A 23,518-nucleotide genomic window follows, 5' to 3' on the forward strand; every position below is an offset into this window, starting at 1 on the left:
AAAAACACAACTATGCGTAACATACTTTTTGGTGCAATACTCACCTTATTTATTGTTTTTGGCTTACGGTATTGCGAGCATACTCAAAGTGAGAAAGAACAGCTACGAGTAAATACCGCCCTTATAGAAAAACAAATCAAAAATGTAGGTAAGCTCATTGTTACAGAAGGTAACTATGCACAAGTCTTTACTTATGAAGATTCAAAAAAATTCTATGTAGATGTACTATCTGCTACAAAAAAAGCACTGGTTGTTGTAAATGCAGAAGCAACCATCGCCTACGATCTTTCTAAAGTTACTACAGAAATCGATGAGCTCACAAAAACTGTTCGCATTACTAATATTCCAGAACCTGAGTTAAAGATTAATCCTAATATAGAATATTATGATGTGCAACAAGACTACCTCAACCAGTTTAATGCTCGAGACTATAATATTATAAAGTCACGCGTACAAAATGGCCTTGAAAAGGACATTAAAAATTCTAACCTGTACACAAATGCACAAAACAGACTCATCTCAGAGCTTTCTAAAATTTATCTTCTTACTAGCTCGCTAGAATGGACGCTAGAGTATAATGGCAATATTATAGATGAAGCAAACCCTATTAAACCTTAACAAACCAGTTTTATAAAATAAAAACGCATCATAAAGTGAATCTCTATGATGCGTTTTTAAGTATATTAAAAATGACTTATGCGCTTACTGTTTGCTTATTACCGTTTACAATAATATCTAGTGCTTCTCCGCTCATAAGTGTAAATGCCGTCTCACTTTTATTGACCTCAACCTTAAGAATCTGTCCTCTAAAATTTACTTTAAAAGAATAAGCTTCCCATGCATCTGGGATTTTAGTTTCAAAAGATAGCGTATCATTTTTCACACGCATTCCCCCAAAACCTTCTACCACACTCTGCCAGGTTCCAGCCATACTCGTGATATGTAAACCTTCTTCTACTTCTTTATTATAATCGTCTAGATCAAGCCTTGATGTGCGTAAGTAGAATTCATATGCCTGATCCATCCTACCTAGCTTAGCAGCCTGTATAGCGTGTACACATGGCGACAGCGAACTTTCATGTACCGTAAATGGCTCATAAAAGTCGAAGTGCTTTTCTAGATTTTCTTGAGTAAAGTGGTCCTCAAAGAAGTAAAAACCTTGTAATGTATCTGCTTGTTTAATGTAAGGCGAACGCAAGATGCGATCCCAAGACCATTTTTGATTAATAGGTCGGTTTGATTTTGGTAAATCTGCTACGGTGATTAACTCTTTATCTAAGAAACCATCTTGTTGTAAGAATACGTCATGCTCTTCAGAATATGGGAAATACATCTGTTCTGCAGTAGATTTCCAAGAGAGCATCTCGTCATAAGACAGATGAGTTTTACCAGATATACGTGACCAGTCCTGCTTTTGAGTGTCTCTTATCAATTCAGCTTTCGCGAAAGCGAACTCCATACACCACTTTGCAATATAGTTTGTAAACCAGTTATTGTTTACGTTGTTTTCATATTCATTAGGCCCTGTAACTCCTAGAATCACATAGGCATTCTTAGCTTTAGAAAAAGTAGCTCGCTGTCTCCAGAAACGTGCTACGGCTATAATCACTTCTAGCCCCATTTCTGGAATATAAGTAGTATCGCCTGTGTAGCGTTCATAGTTATAAATAGCATATACCATAGAGCCGTTACGGTGTATCTCCTCAAAGGTAATCTCCCACTCGTTATGGCACTCTTCCCCATTCATTGTGACCATAGGGTATAATGCAGCACCTCCTGAAAAGCCAAGCTTCTCTGCATTCTCAATGGCTTTATCTAATTGATTATAGCGATAGGTGAGTAACTGCCTAGCCACTTGTTGATCCTTAGTCGCCATGTAAAACGGAATACAATATGCTTCTGTATCCCAATAAGTGGATCCTCCATACTTCTCTCCAGTAAATCCTTTAGGGCCTATGTTGAGACGACTATCTTGTCCCGTGTATGTCTGATTGAGATGAAAGATATTAAAGCGTATACCTTGTTGCGCCTTTACATCACCCTCTATGGTGATATCAGACATTTCCCAGGTTTGTGCCCACAACTCCTTTTGAAGTTGTTGTAACGCATCAAAACCAATCGCAGCTGCTTCATTAATTACTGTCGTAGCAGCGTTTACAAGATTATCTTGCTCATGATTAAGACTACTTACATACCCTCCTAATTTATGAATACTGAAGGTTTCTCCTTGAGAGATTTCTGTTTCATAAATATGCCCAATATATGTTTCTGTAGCATTAGTACGCTTTCGCGAAAGCGCAACTTTTCTACCATCTATATTAAAGCTATTATGCATCATAGTGCACACGTGGAATTCTGTCTTCATGGTATGTGCCGTAATGAAAGCCATATCATCATCCTCTGAAACCTCTAGCGTATTCCAAAACTTATCATCCCAATTAGAATCCTCATTAGTTATGCCGCTATCTAAATACGGCTCATAACTTATAGTTGCATCTTCATTAATAGGTGTTACTTCGTAGTTAATAGCACCTACCTCATCCATCTTCATACTCAAGAAACGAGTAGACTTGACTGCAATCTCTACATCATTTTGTAAGGTCGCTTTGAAGCTTCTGTACAATACCCCGCTTTTCATATCAAGCTCGCGACGGAAATCATTTACCTCCTTACACGTATGTAAATCTAAGCTCTCACCATTTACTGTCACTTTTATACCTATCCAGCTAGGAGCATTGAGCACCTTTGCAAAGTATTCTGGATATCCATTTTTCCACCAGCCTACGCGGGTTTTATCTGGATAATACACACCTCCTATATAGCTTCCTTGAAAAGTAGATCCGCTATAATCTTCTTCAAAATTTGCGCGTTGTCCCATGGCTCCATTTCCTAGTGCCATCAAGCTTTCTGAAGACTTTACATTATCCGGATTCCATCCCTCTTCTATAATGGACCAATGATTTGGTGTGATATAATCTATATGCATACTCTCAATAAAATTTTAAACAATAATGCTCTACTTATAAATTGGCACTGTAAGCCGTTTAGTTAAATAACTGTTGTGCTATAGTACTCTTATGCTTCAATAAGTGAGGATAAAAATGCATCACTCATTTCTGTAAAGTCTGTAAATACATGATCTGCTTCATGTAATACATCTTTTTCTCCTATACCTATACTTACCATTCCAGCAGCATTTGCCGCCTGTACTCCCGCAATAGAATCTTCAAAAACGATACAATCTGTACGTTCTATTTTTAAAGCTTCTCCTCCTTTTAAAAATACTTCTGGATCTGGCTTTGCAGCCGTCACATCATTACCATCTACTATAGCTTCAAATTTCTGTATAAGATTAAGTTTAGTTAAGATGGGCCTAGCATTTTTACTAGCACTTCCAAGAGCGACACCTTGATTTCTTTCATGTAAAAAATCTAATACACGCACTACGTCTGGAAGAATCTCACTATCATCCATTGCTTCTATATACTTGAGATATTCTTCATTCTTCTGTATAAGCCAGCGTTCTTTTTGTTCTTCTGTAGCCTGGTAAGAAGCTAGATCTAAGAGGATTTCAAGTGAGCGCACGCGGCTTACTCCCTTAAAAAGTTCGTTCTGCTCTTCGGTAAAATCAAAGTTCATTTCTTTGGCAAGATTACGCCATGCGAGGTAATGAAACTTTGCTGTATCTACGATGACTCCATCTAGGTCAAATAGGAATGCTTTCTTTTTCAATGTCAAGTTATTTTCGAGCGTTTTCATTATTAACAAATAAGGTAAACGCTTGTGTTGATTTTCATTTTTTCGCGAAAGCGATACTATTTAATTCGCTTCGTACTTTCTCGTTCTACAAGGCTCGTTTCTATGTAAGCCGTTGTGTACTCTTCTATCTCCTCTTCCGGACGTTCTAGTTTATTAATAAGAAGCTCTGCTGCCTTACGCCCCATTTGTTCACCGTGCTGACTTACCGTAGTAAGACTAGGCACAAAATGCTTAGACAACTCACCATCTGAGAAGCTCACAATGCCAACGTCATTAGGAATTGATTTACCTGCCTCCATGATATACTTTGCAGCAGTTACTGCAAAAATCTCATTTATGGTAAACACGCCATCTATATCTTTTCCCTTTAAGAAATGCTTGATGCGCGCCATAGTCTTATCATTAAGATCATCTATTGCGTCTAACTTTAAAATAAGATCTGTGTCTATTTTTATTCCTGCAGACTCTAGTGCTTCTATGTAACCTTTGGTTCTTAGTTTCCCTACAGTTATATAGTCATCTGTAGTAATGATTGCAATTTTTTTACATCCTGTTCTTATAAGATGATTCACTCCTAGTTTTGCACCTTCCCTATCATCTATGAGTACTTTATCACATGGGATTTCATCCACAATACGGTCAAACATTACGACTGGCATTCCTTGATCAATAGCCTCTGTAAGGTGTCTAAAGTCATCCTTTTGCATAGTCTCCTTAGACAGAGAAAGGATGAAACCGTCTGTACTTCCATTTGCGAGAAGTTCCATATTAAGAACTTCTTTATCAAAATCATTGTTTGATAATGTTATAATCACATTGTAATTATGCTCCCTAGCCATTTGCTCAACCCCTCGTATTACCGTGGTAAAAAAGTGGTGTACAATCTGTGGTATAATTATCCCAATTGTGCGCGTCTTCCTATTTTTAAGACTTAATGCGATATTATTAGGTTTATAATTATAGAGTTTTGCAAAAGCCTTGATCTTTTGGCGAGTGTCCTCACTTATCTCTGCACTATCGCGCAATGCTTTAGAAACAGTAGAGATAGAGACGTCAAGTTCTTTGGCAATTAATTTTAAGGTGAGTTTTCTTTTCATAATGGTGTTGTAAAAATAGGATTACTAGTGGCTAGAGTACAATTTAGTTAAAACCTTTTGGGTACGAAAACGATGTATTCTTAATAAGTTATTATTATTTACACGAATTTGTTATTTTTCTTTCTACTTTAAAGCATTTTATGCAAAATACGAGTTTGCTTACAGCACCTTTAAAAAACACGTTTTTTAAAGAGAAATCTAAAAAAACAACTCATAACGAGTGTTTATTATGCTCCTAATCAACTCAAATACTTAACGTTACACCATTAATACTATATCATATATATGAAAGAAATTACAAAATGGAGTATCACAGTAGCTCTAGCCGGATTTTTATTTGGTTTTGACACTGTAGTAATAAGTGGGGCAAATTCTCCTATTAAAGAACTATGGAACCTATCTCCATTTATGCATGGTACTTTTATCATGAGTATGGCTTTATGGGGAACGGTAGTAGGTTCTTTGCTAGGTGGTTTTCCCACCAAAATATTAGGACGTAAAAAAACGCTATTCTGGATAGGTATTTTATTTTTTGTCTCTGCCTTAGGATGTGCACTTACTCAAGACCCTTATACCTTTTCTGCCTTTCGATTTATAGGAGGCATAGGTGTAGGAGTATCCTCTGTGGCGGCTCCTATTTATATAACAGAAATAAGCTCGGAGTCTAACCGTGGTAAGCTGGGAGGTTTATACCAATTTTGGTTAGTTTTTGGTATTCTCATAGCCTTTGTATCAAACTGGTTACTCAAAGGTGTAGATGGCGCAAATGACTGGAGATGGATGCTTGGTATAGAAGCAATACCTGCGCTTATTTATACACTTATGGTAATGAAGGTTCCTAATAGTCCGCGATGGTTAGTTTTACAAAAGAAAGACGATGCAGCAGCGATGCTCGTGCTGGAAAAAATATATGATGGAGCCGCTTCTGCACAACAACGACTTGAGGAAATTAAGCTAGACTTACAACAAAAAACAAGTTCAGAAAATCTATTTCAAAAAAAGTACTCACGTATTTTATGGCTAGGATTTCTCATTGCATTTTTTAATCAGTTATCTGGAATCAACTTTGTGCTTTACTACGCACCTCAAATTCTAGAACAAGCGGGGCTAGGAGGAGCCGAGTCACTCTTCAATTCCATCTCTATAGGAATTGTAAATCTTATATTCACTTTTATAGGAGTGCGTTTACTGGATAAATTAGGAAGAAAACAGCTTATTATTATAGGTTCCATAGGCTACATCATAAGCCTAGTTATGGTAGGTATATGTTTCCAGATGGAGCTAAGCGCTACACTACTACTTATATTTATTTGCACATTTGTTGCATCACACGCTATAGGTCAAGGAGCTGTAATATGGGTATTTCTCTCAGAAATATACCCAAATCGCGTGCGAGCTTATGGTCAATCCTGGGGAACAAGTACCCATTGGGTATTTGCAGCTTTCATAACACTCGTGACACCCTTCTTTATAGATGATAAAGAAGGGATCATGAGGGACAATCTTTGGAATATTTATTATTTCTTTGCAGGTATGATGGTACTCCAATTGATATGGGCAATTATATACATGCCAGAAACAAAAGGACGTACCTTAGAAGAACTAGAAAAAGACCTCGTAGACCATGCCAAATAATCCACTTAAAGTTGCCTGTTATGGCGAAATCCTCTGGGATGTATTCCCAGATAAAAAACACCTAGGTGGCGCTCCACTCAATGTGGCATTGCGCTTACACTCTTTTGGAGTAGATGTAGCTATGATTTCCACCCTAGGTAATGATGCTTTAGGCAAAGAAGCACTTGCCGAGATTAAAGAGTTTGGGCTAAAGACCAAATATATTCAACGCAATGATAAACCTACGGGTCAAGTAACCGTAGCTCTTGATAAAAAAGGTGTTGCTTCTTATGAGATAGGAGACAATGCTGCTTGGGATGCAATTGCATGGACAGAAGATAATGTAGCAGCAGTCACAGATGCAGACGCCTTGATTATAGGCAGTCTCGTTTTTCGCGAAAGCGTAAATCTAGACGCTATGTTACTTGACACAGAAGAAGAGATTACACCTCCGATAAATCTGGAAGCGATTGAGGTACTCATAGAACGATCTAAGTTTACAGTTTTTGACTTAAATCTTCGTGCTCCCCATTACGATCTTGAGGTCGTTGTAGGGCTTATGGAAGCGGCAGATATGATAAAGCTCAACGATGAAGAGTTAGAGCTTGTTGTACTAGCAATGGGTATAGAGGCCGAGACGCTGGAAGATGAGCTTAAAATGCTTAGTGCAATGACAGAGACTCCTACCGTTTGCGTTACACTAGGTTCAGAGGGAGCGATGTTACTACATAAAGGTGGCATCCACACTCAAGTAGGTTTTAAAACTAAAGTGGCAGACACCGTAGGCGCAGGAGATAGCTTTCTAGCAACCCTAGTCTTTGGTTTATTATCTGGAGAAACGGCAGAAGATGCACTTGAGGTAGCCTGTGCTATGGGTAGTCTAGTCGCTAGTAAAGCTGGCGCAAATCCAACAATACATAATGATGAAGTAAATGATTTACTTGATGATGTTTAGTAATTACGCTTTCGCGAAAATTTGAATTCAACACACTTAGTACGCATTCAAAACAACAAAGCCGACTTTTTAAAGTCGGCTTTGTTGTTTATAAATATGAAAGTTTATTGCAAAAGAAAACCTCCCAATTTCTTGAGAGGTTTTTGTACGGGCGAGAAGACTCGAACTTCCACACCGTGAGGCACCAGATCCTAAGTCTGGCGTGTCTACCAATTCCACCACGCCCGCATTTCAACACATCGTCACGTAATAACTTCGTAACGGGGTGCAAATATAATACTTTTTTTCAATCTCAAAATAAATAATTAAAAAAAATAACATTTTATTTCCACATTCTATAACGACACCAGAAGATTTAAATGCTAGCTTATTGACTATGAGATAAATGAAAATATTTTAATAAAATCTACCTAATAGTCAAATTTTCTGAAAAGACAACAAGTGTATCTGTACCAGTCCCTGTTAATCGTTGAGCATATATTTCTATAAAATCTCCGCTCTCCATGGTGACAACTGTATTTATAGATACTGACTGTATTTGTGTATCACCAACAATGAGTACCAATGCGTCAGAGTCATCTACTACAACGCCATTTTTTGCAATAATGAAACTATAAAAATTATTGTCAGCGTTAGTAACTCGCACAGATAATGATGCATTAACTTGAAAATTTCTAACCTTCTTCCCTTCGTAAATTAATCTATTTTTGGCAGGGTTTGATGTAAAACGAAATAATTCCGTATTATCAAAAGACCCATTACCTACTATTGGAACTGCTGTATTATTATTTATGGTTTGTGTAAAACCGGTAGTTATAGCCGAAGTACTATAAAAATTGGCTGTAGATTGATCATCAGTCTCTGTAGGAATACCTGAACAGTTTACATTCCAATCTGTAGTAAAACTAAAATCTGTATAACTTCCAGCAGTATATCTAGACACTAATGTGCCAGCACCTACAAAGCTTAACCCATTTAAGCTAGCCTCATTAATAATAGTAGGGTTTGCACTTACATCTATACCTATTTCACCAGCGTCTGCCTCTATCCTACCACTTGACATTTGAAAATTATTAAACGTCCCTGAAACCGTCGCAAATGTCCCTGTGTTTGTAGTAGTCCAGAAAACGTTACTCATAAGCAAAGAACCAATATCAGACAGCTCAAAACCATCATTATTATTCACATACTGAGCAATACTAAAAAAAGCCGTTCCTAGAGAATGTAATGTCCCCATAGTGCTAGCCCCAGTAAACACAGTATTATTAACTACCAATAAGTCTGAGCCTGTTCCCGTAATATCAAAAATAGGAGCGCCTCCTCCTGATATGGTGATATTTCTTATTCTACCTGGAGCCCCTTGAAAAAGTGCTGCGCCAGAACCATTAACTATGATATCTTGGGAAGAGTCTACACCTTCGATATAAGCTCCATTCATATTTATAGGAGCATTAAAAATAATGGCTCCATTGATTTCATATAAGAAGTTTGAACTCAGTAAATAAGTAGATCCACCACCTGCAGCCAGCTCTTCTGCCAGATCAGATATATCCTTAACTAGCTTATAATTTTCTCTAGAGTTATTAATACTAACTTTTTGCCATGCACCTTCATAATAATAAAAAGCCTCCAATGTAATATCATATACTAATAATCCCTGTGCTGGACTTGTTATGGCCAGCCTTTGAGTGGTTGACATTCTAGGAGTTAAAAGTCCTCCTACTTCAGATTGAATATCAAGTACTGAAGAAGGGTCAGGGCTAGTGGTATTAATTCCAACCTGCGCTGTCATATTCAATGTTAAAAAACAGCCCAGAAAAGACAAAAAAGTAAATATATATCTCATGATATTTTTTTTCAAAAATATATTTTAACAGCAATAGAGAGGTTGAAATTAACATTTTAATCGACGAAATACACAATATTTTATTATTTTAAATGTAAATGCATTTTTATATTGATTTGTTACTAGTAATAATTTGATCAAAATAGATAAAATAAATGAAAAACTGCACATCTAAAAAACTACATACTATCAAAGAACTACCCTTATTTGTACTTTTGAAAAAATTACTATTTGATGAAAAATTCTAAAGAATATATAGCTGAACATAAAGATCGATTCTTAAACGAACTTATTGAGTTATTAAAATTACCAAGTGTAAGTGCAGATCCAGCATTTGCCTCATCTACTAAAGAAACAGCAGAAACTGTAGCGCAGAGTTTACGTGATGCTGGTTGCGATACGGTAGAAATTTGTGAGACCCCTGGTTACCCAATTGTCTATGCAGATAAGATTATAGATAAAAACTTACCTACGGTACTCGTTTATGGACACTATGATGTACAACCAGCAGATCCTATAGAACTATGGGATTCTCCTCCATTTGAACCTGTAATTAAAAAAACAGAGAAGCATCCAGAGGGTGCCATCTTTGCACGTGGCGCTTGTGATGACAAGGGACAAATGTATATGCATGTAAAAGCGCTTGAGTACATGGTTGCAAATGATAAACTTCCTTGCAACGTAAAGTTTATGATTGAGGGTGAAGAAGAAGTAGGAAGCGCAAACCTTGCTTGGTATGTAGAGCGCAACCAAGAAAAACTTGCAAATGATGTCATCCTTATTTCTGACACAGGGATGATTGCCAATGATATTCCTTCTATCACAACCGGCCTTCGTGGTTTAAGTTATGTAGAGGTAGAAGTTACAGGACCTAATCGTGACTTACATTCTGGATTATATGGAGGTGCTGTGGCAAACCCTATAAATGTAATTGCAAAGATGATTGCTAACTTACATGATGAGAACAATCACATCACCGTAAAAGGGTTTTATGACAAAGTGGAAGAGCTTAGCCAACTCGAAAGAGATAAAATGGCAGAGGCTCCATTTTCACTTGAAAATTATAAGAAAGCTCTGGACATCGATGATGTGTACGGAGAAAAAGGATACACCACAAATGAACGCAACTCAATACGACCTACACTTGATGTAAATGGTATTTGGGGAGGCTATATTGGAGAAGGAGCCAAAACAGTAATCGCAAGCAAGGCATATGCAAAAATATCTATGCGCTTAGTTCCTAATCAAGACTGGAAGGAGATTACAGAACTGTTTAAAGCTCATTTTGAAAGCATCGCTCCGGCAGGTGTTACTGTAAAAGTAACTCCTCATCATGGAGGACAAGGTTATGTAACTCCTATAGACAATGTGGCCTATCGAGCTGCTGAGAAAGCATATGAAAAAACTTTTGGAAAGACTCCAATACCTCAACGTAGTGGAGGTAGTATCCCGATTGTAGCTTTATTTGAAAAGGAACTAAAAAGTAAAACTATCCTTATGGGCTTTGGGTTAGATAGTGACGCCATACATTCACCTAATGAACACTTTGGCATTTGGAATTACTTAAAAGGCATCGAGACAATCCCTTATTTCTACGAGTATTTTACAGAGATGAGTAAATAGTACTGCTTTATAAATAAGAAAAAAAGCGTTTTGGTAATCTAGTGATTACTAAGGCGCTTTTTTATTTCACCCTTAACTACCTACGTTTTGGTTCTTAAAATACATCTGTTAGGTCGTCAAATACATAACAAATAATTGTGGTATCATAAATTTTCATAAATTCGGTACAAATATTGATAATAAACCACTAAACATCGATCATATGAAATTTTTTTTAGTAATTATATCACTATTGTTATCAGTTTCTCACTCCTTTGGTCAAACCCTATCGGCGACTCAAGATTATAGAAGTAATAAAGATAAGGAGCATGATCTCAGTACATTTAAAGGTTCTCAATATCTTGAAGATGATTTTAAATTAAGTATTGTTCAAGATAAACTCACTAATAAGGAGACTAAACTATATCTAAGGTATGATGTCTACAGTGATACTTTTGAACGCAAAGTAACTCCAACTAGCTCATCACACACATTTTTAGAGAAAGCTTACGGTGTTGAAGTTTTATATAATAGCCGCTCCTTTACGTACACAAACTTTTCAGATAACAACAACAACTCGATAATTGGATACATAGAATACATCGGCAACTATGATTCAAATTCATATTTTATTAAACACGAAAAAACACTAAGACTTCCTGAAAAAGCACCAAATCCTCAAGTACCAGATAAGGCTGGAAAAATTAGTGATGATTATTATTTCTTGATTAGTGACAAAACTGGCAAAAAACCTCTCGACGTGACAAAGCGCAACATATATGATTTATTTGCAAATGAAGATAAGGATGCCATAAAAAACATACTCAAAGAAAATAAACTGAAATTTAAAGACCCACTTGATTTAAAGATTTTCCTCAAGAATCTGAATAAATAAAAATTTCAGAAAAAGATTACTACTCTACACTTGTAGAATTAAAATATTATTCTACATTTGTAGAGTAATATTTTAATTTCATACAACAATGACTCTTTCTACTGCCGAAGAACAACTTATGCAACTCCTCTGGGTGAAGGAAAAAGCCTTGATGAAGGATCTTATTAATGGTTATCCAGACCCAAAACCTGCCATCACCACCGTTGCTACGCTCCTAAAACGTATGCAAGACAAGAAGTTTATAGATTATACGCAAAAAGGTAGGTCAAGAGAATATTTTCCCCTCGTCAAAAAAACAGATTACTTCTCAAAGCACGTAAATGGCCTGATTAAAAATTTCTTTAACGATAGTGCTGGACAGTTTGCTTCGTTCTTTACTAGAGAAACAGATTTATCTAAAAATGAATTAGAAGATCTACGAAGGATTATAGATAGTCAACTAAAAGCCAAAAAGAAATGATACTCATCTATCTCTTAAAAAGCGCTTTATGTTTAGGCATCCTATTTGGCTTTTACAAGTTAGCGCTAGAAGGAAAAGCGATGCACCACTTTAAAAGGTTTTACCTCCTGGCAAGTCTTGTATTTTCATTTACGATACCGCTTATCACCTTTACCTACCAAGCAGAGAATGCGCCACAGATTACTCCCATATTTCAAGAATATGTAGAGACCGTTTCTGCGCCAAACGAAGTGCCTGAAGTTACCGAAGTAGATTATACAAACACCGTTATCTGGGGAATATACCTTCTAGGGATATTCATTTTTGGCACTCGTTTTATTATAAATCTTGTGCGCTTAAAGCGAAAGATAAACCAGGCAGAGCTTCACCCATCATCACACTTTACGCTTGCCCTATTAGAGCAAGTGATGGTACCACACTCTTTTCTCAAGTGGATTTTTGTAAACAGACAATCATACACACAACAGGAAATAGCCCCAGAAGTACTTGCTCACGAGGCAACTCACGTGCGCCAAAAGCACTCTCTAGATATTATTGCCATCGAGTTTATACAGGTCATTTTCTGGTTTAATCCGCTGGTGTGGCTCTTTAAAAGTTCTATAAAATTAAACCACGAATTTCTAGCAGATCAAGGTGCTATAGTAGGTAAAAGTAATATTGCTATATATCAAAATATACTCTTAAGTTATGCAAGCAGTACTCATCACACTGCGCTCGAGAGTCCTTTTAATTATTCATTAACCAAAAAACGAATCGTTATGTTATCACAATCATTTAGTCGTAAAAAAGTATTGCTGCGCGCATTACTACTCATTCCTATCATAGGTTTGTGTGTTCTCTTTTTTAATCAAGCTATTGTTGCACAATCGGGACCAAATGCTGTATCTGGTATTATGTCATACGAGAATAGTGCAACAAACACTCTAGAGCTAGAACTAGACACCGAAGGTAATTTCTATTACAAACTAAAACCTATCTCTATACAAGGCATTGAGAACCTTATTAAGGAAACGGTTTACGACTACTTATCTATACAAGGTAGACCAGGAGTATCTAGCAAGTTAGGAAGAGAAAAGCAACTACTCGTAGCAGAGCTATGGAACTTTAGTAGAGTTACTTTTTGCACCTCAAATTTAGTTGATGATCAAAATGCAATTTTTGATCCTGAGGCAAATGCACTTGTAAGAGCAAATTTTGTAAAATCAAAAAAACCAGACTATGAAGACCTTGTTAAGTGGCAAAACACTTCGTTGTTTGCCATATTTTTAGACAACGAGGAAATTTCAAATAAAACTATTTTAGATTATGACCCAAATGATCTCCCTTACTACGCTATTGGCGATCGCACAAATGGTAGATACAGAGTAGATGTATGGACTAGTCCATACTGGCAAAGTCAAAAACACGTAACTACCAAGGCACCTCAAACCTCAACCTACGCCACACAGTTTGTAGAAGGAGCAACACGTAATGGTAAAAACGCACTAGTTATAGAGGTGCGAAATGATAGTATCTATATAAATGGACAATATAGTCCGCTTGACAGCTTTCGCGAAAGCGTAGATAACATCACCGCACAGTGGACAAAAGAGGAGTTTGCACAGCCGGTGAGGTCTATGATTTTCAAGGGCAACTCAAAAGAGTTTATTAAAAAAGCAGAAGCAGTTTTTAGACAAACGCAATTGTATAAGGCAAATAACAGTTTACGCCTTATCCCGCCAGCGCCTCCTGCTCCACAAGGTCAATTACCTCCACCGCCTCCACCACCATCGGCAGAGGAGTATTTGGTAAGAATGAGAAAACTAGGCAGTCTATTTATATATGAAGAAAAGGAAATATCATTTGACAAAGCTGTGCTATTAGTTAACAGCAATACATACAATGTAAAAACACCATTTCCATATACAAATCCTCCTAAAACGTATATCTCTAGCATATCTCAAAGTGATCAATCTGCAGAACCAAATAATAAAATTAAAGCTACAAATACAGAGATCAACACTTATAATAAACTAGCAAAAAAATACAATGCAGATCCTGAAAGGGTTATAAATGGAAAAGAAGTCGGTCAGATATATGAAATTTATGATAAAATGACTTCTGCACAGCGAGAGAAGGCTGTTGCATTTCCTAAACTACCGCCACCTCCACCGCCTTCAGCACCTAAAATGGATAAAAAAGTTGGTGTTATATACTCAGACAAAAATGATCAGAGAAAAGCTTTTCAGGATCCAAATAAATATCAAACCATTTTTTCAAATATCGTGGTGCAAGAAACTGAAATCACTCCAGAGTCTCATCCAGAAGAAATAGGTTTCACAGCAAGCTCGATAAATGATGTTTCGAAAAAAATAAACGCTTTTGAGTCATCAGAAAAAGCAATTGCATCTGCACTAGATAAAGAAAATATAAATAGTGAGAACATAACTCTTATAGGTATAAGTAATGGTTCCTTAAATAAGGAAACAATTAAAAATTATAAACTAGGTGGTCAATCTGTAGTCTTAGGTCTCACTAAACAGGAAGACGGCTATCAATATACAGAAACAACATATTTGATAAAAAAAGCAAAGGAAGATTAGTTTTAAAATCAACTCATAACTATTTAGCATTAAGGGCTACACGTTGATACGAAATGAAACTGCTTTCACAACGACCTTCTCTTAAAACAAAGCCAATAACACAGCTATTTATGATCATATATGTAGCTTTGCGGCAATGGATTATAAAAAGGAATTAAGCTGTTTTTTTTACGACTATTTCATGGTCTGGGGAATATCTGATGATGTTGCTAAATATCTGAATGCCCTTATTTTAGGAGTTCTCCTTGTTATTTTAGTTTTATTAGTTGACAGGCTTTTTCGCAGGGTATTGAGGACCATCGCTTACCGCTTTTCAAAAGGATCAAAAACTAATTTTGATGATCTTCTTATTGAAAATAGGGTCCCACGTAGGTTAGCCCATATTTTACCTCTGTATCTTATGTTGGGCTTTTTGCCTATCGTTTTAGGCGACTTTCCAGAGATTCAGCGATTATTTTCTATACTCCTCACATTAGTAGGTATTATACTCGCTTTGCGTATCATACGTGCGTTTCTCCATACTTTACGAGATTATTTTAAAACAGTCCCAGGCCTTAGAGACAAGCCTATAGATAGTTACATACAAGTATTCATGATTATCGCATGGATTCTTATGATCTTCTATGCCATCAGTTTACTTACAGATGTTTCTATAGGTGCTGCCTTAGGAACTTTTGGAGCAGCATCTGCTATTATTCTGCTTATTTTTAAGGATACTATTCTAGGTTTTGTAGCCAGTATTCAAGTTGCCATAAATGATATGGTGCGCATAGGTGACTGGATTACTTTTGAAAAATTTGGCGCAGATGGTGATGTGATTGAAATCAATCTTTCTACTGTAAAAGTGCAAAACTTTGATATGACTATTACTACTATCCCTACCTACTCTCTTATTTCAGATTCTTTCAAAAACTGGAGAGGGATGACAGATAGCCCTGGACGTCGTATCAAAAGGTCGTTATTAATTAAGCAAGACAGCATCAAATTTTTATCTAATGATGATATAGAGAGACTCAAAAAGATTGGGCTAGTATCTAGTTACTTGACTAATATGCAGGGCAAACTAGACAGACTCAATGCAGATGATGATATTGACCGATCTTTACAAATAAATGGTGTAAACCTTACTAATATAGGGCTCTTCCGCAAGTATATGGAGACTTACATCCAAAATCACAGCGCCATTAATAAAGAAATGCTTCTTATGTGTCGCCAGCTTGCGCCTACCGCTCAAGGTGTTCCTCTTGAGGTATACTGTTTTAGTAAAGATAAAGTTTGGGAAAATTATGAGTATATCATGGCAGACCTTTTTGACCATTTTCTAGCTGCCGTATCTTACTTTGATTTGGAATTATTTGAATACCCAAGTGGTGACAATTCTCCAAAATTTATTGACTCTTCAGATTTTGAGTAGGTACGCTTTCGCGAAAGCGTAAAAGAAAAACACTGCAACATTTTATAATTTATACAGTCTCTATGTTATAGAGACTGGTACTCGTGTGCGCTACTCTGAAAAGTGATACATACGAAAAGCAGCCAAAGCATCGTTCTATACACCATACACATCATCAATCATCTTGCTGAACTTCAATCACCCAGCGACTATTAAATAAACGAACCGTACTATGATTCAATCTTTCTTTATTCTTTGCTCTGGAGCAGATCGTGACGTGCTGGACACCTGCTCTCGCGGCGAAAAAAACAAATATGCAGGTATAGGTGCTACTGTATTTTTTACGGCAATTCTTGCAACCATTGCTGCTACTTACGCACTATTTACAGTATTTGATAATGTATATAGAGCTTTGCTATTTGGTATGCTATGGGGCTTAGTTATCTTTAATCTTGATCGCTTTATTGTCTCTACACTTAAGAAACGTGACCAGTGGTGGAAAGAATTTGGGATGGCAGTGCCTAGACTTATTCTTGCGGTCATTATCGCTGTAGTAATCTCAAAACCACTAGAACTTAAAATCTTTGAGAAAGAAATAGACCGCGTGATACTCAGTCAAAAAAATGAGTTTACCGTTCAAAATCAAGGAGAGATACTCGCGCAGTACACCCCAGAAATCAATAAACTGGATGACCAAATAGCTGCTGCAAAACAGGAAATCGCTACCAAAGAAACAGAAGTAAATAACCTTTATGAAATCTACATAGACGAGGCCGAAGGCACTGCTGGGACAGAACTTCTAGGCAAAGGACCAGTATACCAAGAAAAACGAGACAAACACGATGCCGCTCTTACAGAACTCGCACTTCTTAAAACCACAAATGCAGAAAAGATAACTCAAGCCGAAGCCCAGAAAACACTGCTACGTGATGAGTTCAATACTGCTGTAAGCACGAGTCAGCCCATTATAAATAACTTTGACGGATTAATGGCGCGCATAGATGCGATGGAAGAACTCCCATGGATGCCTTCTCTTTTTATTTTCTTACTATTTCTTGCGATAGAGACGGCACCTATATTTTCTAAGCTCATCTCGCCTATGGGTGAGTATGATATAAAACTTGCAGACCACGAGCTCACCATAAAAGAATGGAGTGCACAAAAAGCCTTACAACGCAAGATCCTTACAGAGACAGATCATATTGTAAATGATCGCGTGTATACAGACATCGCTCAAGATGAAGAGCTATACAACTACAAGAAAAAAATGGCTAAAGAAATTATGAAACGCCAGCAAGATGCCTTTTACAGGCGGCAGACTAAAATTTTAGGATAACGAATTTGATTCTTTTTTCTAAGATGAATATTAGGTAGAATCCTCACAAATGGTTGCTAGAAGGTAAAGCGCATTTGCACATCAATCTCTTCTTCTTTTACAGCCTTTTCTGCATCCTTCTTTTTGCGGTCTTCGGTATTAAGATTAGATAAAGAAATGCCTAAGAGACGCACGCTATTTTTCATTTTCTCTTGATAGAGCAAATCCTTTGCGGTTTCTAAAATAATTTCCTTTGACCGCACATAGAGCTCCAGTGTTTTAGACCGAGTTTGTAATGTAAAGTCTGAGTACTTTATTTTTAGAGTGATTGTTTTTCCTGCGACTTTACTTTTAGCGAGACGCTTCTCAACCTCTTCGGCGATAAGATCTAGTTTTTCAAGCATAAAGACTTCAGAAGTGATGTTTTCAGAAAAGGTACGCTCGGCGGCTAGTGACTTTCTAATACGGTTAGGTCTCACCTCACTATATTGGATGCCACGCACGATGTCATAATAATATGCACCACTCTTACCGAAGTTTTCAGAGAGGTATTCCTTAGATTTCATCTTCATATCCATGCCTGTAAAGATGCCATGTAAGTACATCTTCTCGGCAGTCTTCTTACCTATACCGTAAAATTTTCTAATATCTAATTTCTCAAGAAACTCAATAACTTCCTCTGGCGGGATTGTCTTTTGGCCGTTAGGCTTATTAATATCGCTGGCAACCTTGGCAATAAACTTATTGATGCTTATTCCAGCACTCGCATCTAATCCTGTTTTTTCTTTAATGCGTTGTCGTATCCACGAGGCAATAACAGTTGCGCTAGGCATTCCTACTTTATTTTCGGTAACATCTAGGTAGGCTTCATCTAGTGATAACGGTTCTACAAGGTCTGTAAACTCGTGAAAAACCTCTCGTATCTGTGCCGAAATCTCCTTGTACCTGTCAAAATTGGTTTTTACAAAGATGAGCTCGGGACATAGTTTTCGCGCAAGCGCACCTGCCATTGCAGAGCGTACTCCATATTTACGAGCTTCATAACTCGCTGCACTCACTACACCTCGCTCTCCACCACCACCTACAGCAATAGCTTTACCGCGTAAATCTGGATTGTCCAGCTGCTCTACAGATGCATAAAATGCATCCATATCTACGTGAATTATCTTTTTTATAGGCAGCTCAGACATTGTATGCAAGGTACAAAGTACTCAGAAAGTTTTGCACTATAAATCGTAACTTTGAGTATGTCAAAAACAGCAATCGTACTCGGCGCCACAGGACTTACCGGTGGCTTACTAACAGAATTACTTATAAAAGATGCTACGTTTTCTAAAGTGAAAATCTTTACAAGGCGGCCTACCTCTTTTACACACGAAAAGGTAGAAGAGATTATCTGTGACTTGCTCGATACTAGTACTTTTGACAAACAATTTACAGGCGATGTCGTTTATTGTTGCATAGGCACCACAAAAGCCCAAACGCCAGATAGAGATAAGTATCGCGCTATAGACTACGGCATTCCTATTCACACTGCCGAGCTAGCAAAACAACATGGGATAGCAAGTTATATGGTTATTTCTTCGGCGGGAACTTCGGCTAAGAGTCCGTTTTTCTATGTGCGTACAAAAGGTGAGATGGAGCGCGACTTGAGTAAGGTAGGAATTGAGAACACCTACATTATTAAACCTGCTTTTATAAATGGCCGCCCAGATGACGCTCGCAAAGGCGAGAAAGCTCTCAAAATGATGATGGCCGTTATGGACTTCTTTATGGTAGGACCGCTCAAAAAGTGGAAGTCTACACAAGCAAAAGACATTGCTAGAGCAATGGCACAACTTGCAAAACAAACAGTAACCCACACAGACATCACCAATATTGAGATTAAAGAACTAAGCAGTGCCTACCACGTTTAACCACATCACCGTTCCCTCCCAAGACCTTAAAGCGGCGATTGCGTTTTATACAGGCATTGGAATGCAACTTATTGAGCACGAGCCTCAGCATCACGCACATTTTGAAAACAAGGAGCACGAAGTCATTTTTACAGCTTATTATAACCCAAAGCTTTCAGAACAACCCGTAACCGTTTACTTTGAAACAGACGGTATTGAGGTGTTTGAATTACGCTTTCGCGAAAGCGTACTCAGCCCCACAATACACAGAGACTGGGGTGGTAAAGACTTAACACTGCAAGATCCCGATGGGAATCATGTAGTGCTTTACCAAAAGGACACCCCTACTACGGTAACTCCCTGGCAAAAATAAAAGCTATGAACCTCAACCAAATCACCGTACCGTCACTAGATCTTGCAACTTCCATTGCTTTTTATGAGCAACTGGGATTGCGTCTTATTGTAAAAGCCTTGCCACATTATGCACGCTTTGAGTGCCTGGAGGGAGATGCTACGTTTTCTATACATCTTGTAGATGATTTACCTGCAGGTGCTGGAGTAACGGTATATTTTGAAACAGAGCGTTTAGACCAAGAAGTGTCACGATTACAAGGGGAGAATGTTACTTTTGACCTATTGCCCACAGATCGGTCGTGGTTGTGGCGAGAGGCAAGACTTAAGGATCCAGATGGAAATCAAATTATTCTTTACTACGCTGGTGATAATCGCAAAAATCCGCCGTGGCGCATTAACTAAAGGCTAGATATAACAGCAACATTATGTTAGAAATAGAACGAAAATTCCTAGTAACCTCAGCAGCTTTTAAAGAAGTTGCTCAAAAGGCAACTCGCATTACTCAAGGATATCTAAGTACAGATCCTGAGCGAACTGTAAGAGTGCGAATTAAAGGCGAGAAAGGCTTTCTTACCATAAAAGGAAAATCAAACGATAGCGGTACTACCCGTGTAGAAGTAGAAGAAGAAATCGCAGTAGATAAGGCGCAAACGCTTCTATCTCTATGCCTTCCCGGAGTTATAGATAAAACACGTTACGAGTATACCGCAGGTAATCACACTTGGGAAATAGATGAATTTTATGGAGATAACGAAGGGCTAACCATCGCCGAAATAGAACTCAACGCTGAAAAAGAAGATTTTACAACACCAGAATGGATAGGTCAAGAAGTGACAGGAGATAACAAATATTACAACTCGCAGCTATCTAAGAATCCTTTTAAAAATTGGTAATATGAAAATTACATTCACTTTCTTAGCACTCGTACTACTATTAAGTTGTCAATCTAAGGTTGAGACAAACACTAGCACAGTCGCAGCTTCACCTAGTAAAGCACAACAAATTGCAGATCTTAAGGCCAATGGTTTTGAGATATTCGATTATTACGATAATGATATTCAGGACACGGTAATTATGCAAAAGTATTTTCTAGCTTTTCTCAATACGGGACCTAATAGATCACAAGATGAGGAAGAAGCTACAAAGATTCAAAGAGGACACCGCGCACATCTAGGTCGTATGTACAAGCTAGGCTATGCAGATATATCTGGACCTCTTGAAGATAGCTTAGGTATTACACAGGGAATTACAATTTACAATGTCCCAAACCTTGCTACAGCAGATAGTCTAGTACGCCTAGATCCCGCAGTACAAAGTGGCAAGCTTGTGGTAGACATAAAACCGCTTTGGGCTGGAAAAGGATTTGCTTTGAGATAGACATTACCCTCTAGAAACCTCAACTTGCTTCTTGAGTTCATTACCCTGAGCATCTACTACGGTAAGCACATAGGTTCCTACTTGTGGAGCAATGGCTAGTTCATGAAAAAATTCTGTACTGCCTATAAAGTTATTGTCTAAATACCAGAAGAGCTTCGTCTCTGGATTGCGATGAGCTACTTTAAGCACCACATCATTTATTTCCGAATCAAAATTCTTAGGTAAAATAACGCCATCGTTATTTTTGGGATATATAAAAACCATAGGTTGCTCCCCTGAGAATCCGCAATTGGGGAGATAGGGTGGTAACTCTTTATAATCTGGATGCTTTCCTGAATAATAAAAAGCTAATGAAGCCGGTAACGCAAAGTAATTCTTAGCCTTCATTTTATCGAGTTCATAACAATCAGAATTAACGCGATAGGTCTCACTATGATCTACATATACCTGTTTATGATATGGACAGGCAGCACTATGCTCTCCAGCAACAGGAGCCAGAATACTTTCTGTATGCGGGCAATAGACGCTCGCTTTCATTCCACTTTTTGTGCATACGTCTATTTCGGAAAGGGCATCATAAGGCGTGTCAAACCAATTACCGCTCATGGGTAAGCTACGAAGTATATCAAAAAACAATGGAGCCGCTGCTTGAATACCCGTGATGCCTGGTCTACCTTCTCCATCTGCATTTCCTACCCAAACACCTATAGCATATTGAGGTGTAACCCCAACTGCCCAGGCATCTTTAAAACCAAAACTTGTCCCAGTTTTCCAAGCTATGGGCTGCGCATCTTCATAAAACTGCCAGTTCTCCTCACCATTAGGCCTATTTACCGTACGTAAAGTTTCTAACGTATTATATATTGCTCCAGCAGAAAAGACACTCGGTTCACTATGCAAACTCTCCTCGTTCTTATCACAGGTAGCACAACGCTTGCGCAACGTGTATTCCTCAAATGAAGACGCCGAGTACTCACTACTGGACTTATTAAATATATGCAGTGTGTTTGCAATTCCTGCATAGGTTTTTGTCAACTCAAACAGGCTACTTTCTGCCCCACCCAAAATCATAGCAAGTCCATAATGAGAAGCCGGTTTATTAATACCGCCTAGGTTCATTTCCTTAAGATTGCCATAGAATTTATCAAGACCGTATTGTCGTAACAAACGTACAGCAGGAACATTAAGCGATCGAGCCAAAGCAACATCTGCAGCTACTGCGCCACTGTATTCATTATTAAAATTTTGTGGCTGGTAATTATTAATACTCGTGGGAATATCTGCCACCAGCGTTTTAGGTAAGAGCATGCCTTCATCTAGCATTCCGGCATATAAAAAAGGTTTCAGCGTGCTTCCTGTGCTTCGTGACTTTGTTACAATATCAACATCCTTTTGATGCGCGGCATCTGTAGGTGCGTTTCCCACATAACCCACTACTTCCTTCGTATTTACATCTATCACAACCATGGCAAGGTTGTAAATCTCATTCTGCTTTAACTGTCCGTAATGCTCTTTGGCCAGTCTATTTAATGAGCGTTGCAGTGGTACTTTTATAGTGGTCTGGATACGCTCTCCCTCAGACTCTTGTTTTATTCGCTCAACCAGATGTGGCGCTAGTTGTGGTAATGGATAGGGTTTTCCTGGGAGTTTTTCAAGGAGTGATAGCTCGTAAGTAGTTTCATCTATTTCTCCAGTTTCCCAGAGTTTTTTAAGGAGCTCATTACGCTTTCGCGAAAGCGTAACCTCATTTTTACCCGGTCGCACCATACTAGGATTATTAGGTAAAACGGCTAAGGCAGCCATCTGCCCCCAGCTCAAACGATCTGCTGGAAGTCCAAAATATCGCCAAGCGGCAGTCTCTAATCCCACCACATTACCGCCAAAAGGCGCGTAGGTCGCATACATATTAAGAATCTCATCTTTAGCATATCCAGCTTCGAGCCTTGTCGCCTTTATGAGTTCGACTAGCTTTTCCATATAAGAACGTTCTGTTCCTTTTCTAGAAAGTCTAATTACTTGTTGTGTAATGGTACTGCCACCACGGCGCTTATCTGTGGTTATATTTCCCCAGACTGCCTTCCCCATAGCCACGGGATTAAACCCGGGATGCGTATAAAAGTACTCATCTTCAAAAAGAAGAATACACTTCTCAAACTTTACAGGAACGCTTTCTAGCGCAGGAAAACGCCACTGCCCATCACCCGCAATACGCGCACCCAGCAACTCACCTTCTGTACTCTCCACCACTGTCGCGTGCGGATCTTCAAACAATGGTGAAGGCAAAGAGAACAACCAATACATAAAAAATCCCGTCAATATAATGAGCTTGACTTTGTGAGATTTTAAAAACTGTATGATGGAGGTTTTGGTCATT

20 protein-coding genes and 1 tRNA gene are annotated in these 23,518 nt (G+C 38.0%); 14 read left to right on the forward strand and 7 right to left on the reverse strand.

The features are described from left to right. The first annotated feature begins 12 nt into the window (after positions 1-12). Positions 13-618: a DUF4230 domain-containing protein gene (locus tag ACJJVW_RS05695; protein ID WP_405251017.1), complete on the forward strand. Its 606-nt coding sequence runs from the start codon at positions 13-15 to the stop codon at positions 616-618. 76 nt (positions 619-694) lie between these two features. On the opposite strand, the gene ACJJVW_RS05700 is transcribed toward ACJJVW_RS05695, so the two are convergent. The 3 genes from ACJJVW_RS05700 to ACJJVW_RS05710 form a co-directional block, all read right to left on the reverse strand. Further along, entirely contained in the window at positions 695-2,986 is a 2,292-nt protein-coding gene (locus ACJJVW_RS05700) for a glycoside hydrolase family 65 protein (RefSeq protein WP_405251018.1), read from the reverse strand. An 89-nt stretch (positions 2,987-3,075) separates the two neighbouring features. Then, positions 3,076-3,732, reverse strand: coding sequence for a beta-phosphoglucomutase (pgmB, locus tag ACJJVW_RS05705; protein ID WP_405251019.1), 657 nt, complete (start codon positions 3,730-3,732; stop codon positions 3,076-3,078). Positions 3,733-3,815: 83 nt separating this feature from the next. Then, the gene (locus ACJJVW_RS05710) at positions 3,816-4,856 is read right to left on the reverse strand and encodes a LacI family DNA-binding transcriptional regulator (RefSeq protein ID WP_013750926.1); all 1,041 of its coding nucleotides are present in this window, start codon (positions 4,854-4,856) and stop codon (positions 3,816-3,818) included. Positions 4,857-5,141: 285 nt separating this feature from the next. Here ACJJVW_RS05710 and ACJJVW_RS05715 point away from each other — a divergent pair, with 285 nt between their 5' ends. Both ACJJVW_RS05715 and ACJJVW_RS05720 read left to right on the forward strand, forming a co-directional pair. Then, positions 5,142-6,491: a sugar porter family MFS transporter gene (locus ACJJVW_RS05715; RefSeq protein ID WP_405251020.1), complete on the forward strand. Its 1,350-nt coding sequence runs from the start codon at positions 5,142-5,144 to the stop codon at positions 6,489-6,491. Further along, positions 6,481-7,425 (forward strand): carbohydrate kinase, encoded by a 945-nt coding sequence (locus ACJJVW_RS05720; protein WP_405251021.1) that lies wholly within the window; start codon positions 6,481-6,483, stop codon positions 7,423-7,425. Before ACJJVW_RS05715 ends, ACJJVW_RS05720 begins: the two co-directional genes overlap by 11 nt. Positions 7,426-7,571: 146 nt before the next feature. Here ACJJVW_RS05720 and ACJJVW_RS05725 read toward each other — a convergent pair. Then, a tRNA-Leu gene (locus ACJJVW_RS05725) sits at positions 7,572-7,653 on the reverse strand. A gap of 178 nt (positions 7,654-7,831) precedes the next feature. Then, positions 7,832-9,217 carry a cell wall anchor protein gene (locus tag ACJJVW_RS05730; protein ID WP_298329692.1) on the reverse strand — a complete coding sequence of 462 codons (1,386 nt, stop codon included), beginning with the start codon at positions 9,215-9,217 and terminating at the stop codon, positions 7,832-7,834. Between the two features lie 288 nt (positions 9,218-9,505). On the opposite strand from ACJJVW_RS05730, the gene ACJJVW_RS05735 reads away from it, so the two are divergent. The 6 genes from ACJJVW_RS05735 to ACJJVW_RS05760 all read left to right on the forward strand — a co-directional run bounded on the left by ACJJVW_RS05735 (position 9,506) and on the right by ACJJVW_RS05760 (position 17,539). Next, positions 9,506-10,894, forward strand: coding sequence for a dipeptidase (locus ACJJVW_RS05735; RefSeq protein ID WP_298329695.1), 1,389 nt, complete (start codon positions 9,506-9,508; stop codon positions 10,892-10,894). 202 nt (positions 10,895-11,096) lie between these two features. Beyond that, the gene (locus ACJJVW_RS05740; RefSeq protein WP_405251023.1) at positions 11,097-11,768 is read left to right on the forward strand and encodes a hypothetical protein; all 672 of its coding nucleotides are present in this window, start codon (positions 11,097-11,099) and stop codon (positions 11,766-11,768) included. 88 nt (positions 11,769-11,856) lie between these two features. Continuing rightward, positions 11,857-12,228: a BlaI/MecI/CopY family transcriptional regulator gene (locus ACJJVW_RS05745; RefSeq protein ID WP_298329701.1), complete on the forward strand. Its 372-nt coding sequence runs from the start codon at positions 11,857-11,859 to the stop codon at positions 12,226-12,228. After that, complete coding sequence (locus ACJJVW_RS05750; protein WP_405251024.1) at positions 12,225-14,810, forward strand: M56 family metallopeptidase; 2,586 nt, start codon at positions 12,225-12,227, stop codon at positions 14,808-14,810. The genes ACJJVW_RS05745 and ACJJVW_RS05750 overlap by 4 nt, the downstream gene beginning before the upstream one ends. Positions 14,811-15,210: 400 nt before the next feature. Next, positions 15,211-16,224: a mechanosensitive ion channel family protein gene (locus ACJJVW_RS05755; protein ID WP_379952822.1), complete on the forward strand. Its 1,014-nt coding sequence runs from the start codon at positions 15,211-15,213 to the stop codon at positions 16,222-16,224. 211 nt (positions 16,225-16,435) lie between these two features. Beyond that, positions 16,436-17,539 carry a DUF4407 domain-containing protein gene (locus tag ACJJVW_RS05760; RefSeq protein ID WP_298329709.1) on the forward strand — a complete coding sequence of 368 codons (1,104 nt, stop codon included), beginning with the start codon at positions 16,436-16,438 and terminating at the stop codon, positions 17,537-17,539. 56 nt (positions 17,540-17,595) lie between these two features. Here the strand turns inward: ACJJVW_RS05760 and dinB are convergent, their stop codons facing one another. Continuing rightward, positions 17,596-18,708 (reverse strand): DNA polymerase IV, encoded by a 1,113-nt coding sequence (gene dinB, locus ACJJVW_RS05765; protein ID WP_298329711.1) that lies wholly within the window; start codon positions 18,706-18,708, stop codon positions 17,596-17,598. A 57-nt stretch (positions 18,709-18,765) separates the two neighbouring features. Here dinB and ACJJVW_RS05770 point away from each other — a divergent pair, with 57 nt between their 5' ends. The 5 genes from ACJJVW_RS05770 to ACJJVW_RS05790 are packed head-to-tail and all read left to right on the forward strand — an operon-like array spanning position 18,766 to position 21,144. Then, positions 18,766-19,434, forward strand: coding sequence for an NAD(P)H-binding protein (locus ACJJVW_RS05770; RefSeq protein WP_298329714.1), 669 nt, complete (start codon positions 18,766-18,768; stop codon positions 19,432-19,434). After that, positions 19,418-19,786: a VOC family protein gene (locus tag ACJJVW_RS05775; protein ID WP_298329718.1), complete on the forward strand. Its 369-nt coding sequence runs from the start codon at positions 19,418-19,420 to the stop codon at positions 19,784-19,786. Before ACJJVW_RS05770 ends, ACJJVW_RS05775 begins: the two co-directional genes overlap by 17 nt. A 5-nt stretch (positions 19,787-19,791) precedes the next feature. Continuing rightward, entirely contained in the window at positions 19,792-20,169 is a 378-nt protein-coding gene (locus ACJJVW_RS05780) for a VOC family protein (RefSeq protein ID WP_298329721.1), read from the forward strand. A gap of 23 nt (positions 20,170-20,192) precedes the next feature. Further along, the gene (locus ACJJVW_RS05785; protein WP_298329724.1) at positions 20,193-20,660 is read left to right on the forward strand and encodes a CYTH domain-containing protein; all 468 of its coding nucleotides are present in this window, start codon (positions 20,193-20,195) and stop codon (positions 20,658-20,660) included. 1 nt (position 20,661) lies between these two features. After that, positions 20,662-21,144 (forward strand): YciI family protein, encoded by a 483-nt coding sequence (locus ACJJVW_RS05790; RefSeq protein WP_298329727.1) that lies wholly within the window; start codon positions 20,662-20,664, stop codon positions 21,142-21,144. Positions 21,145-21,147: 3 nt separating this feature from the next. Here ACJJVW_RS05790 and pbpC read toward each other — a convergent pair whose 3' ends face one another. Continuing rightward, positions 21,148-23,517: a penicillin-binding protein 1C gene (gene pbpC, locus ACJJVW_RS05795; RefSeq protein ID WP_298329731.1), complete on the reverse strand. Its 2,370-nt coding sequence runs from the start codon at positions 23,515-23,517 to the stop codon at positions 21,148-21,150. Position 23,518 lies beyond the last annotated feature (1 nt).

Source organism: Dokdonia sp. Asnod3-C12, assembly GCF_045063975.1.
Lineage (GTDB): Bacteria > Bacteroidota > Bacteroidia > Flavobacteriales > Flavobacteriaceae > Dokdonia.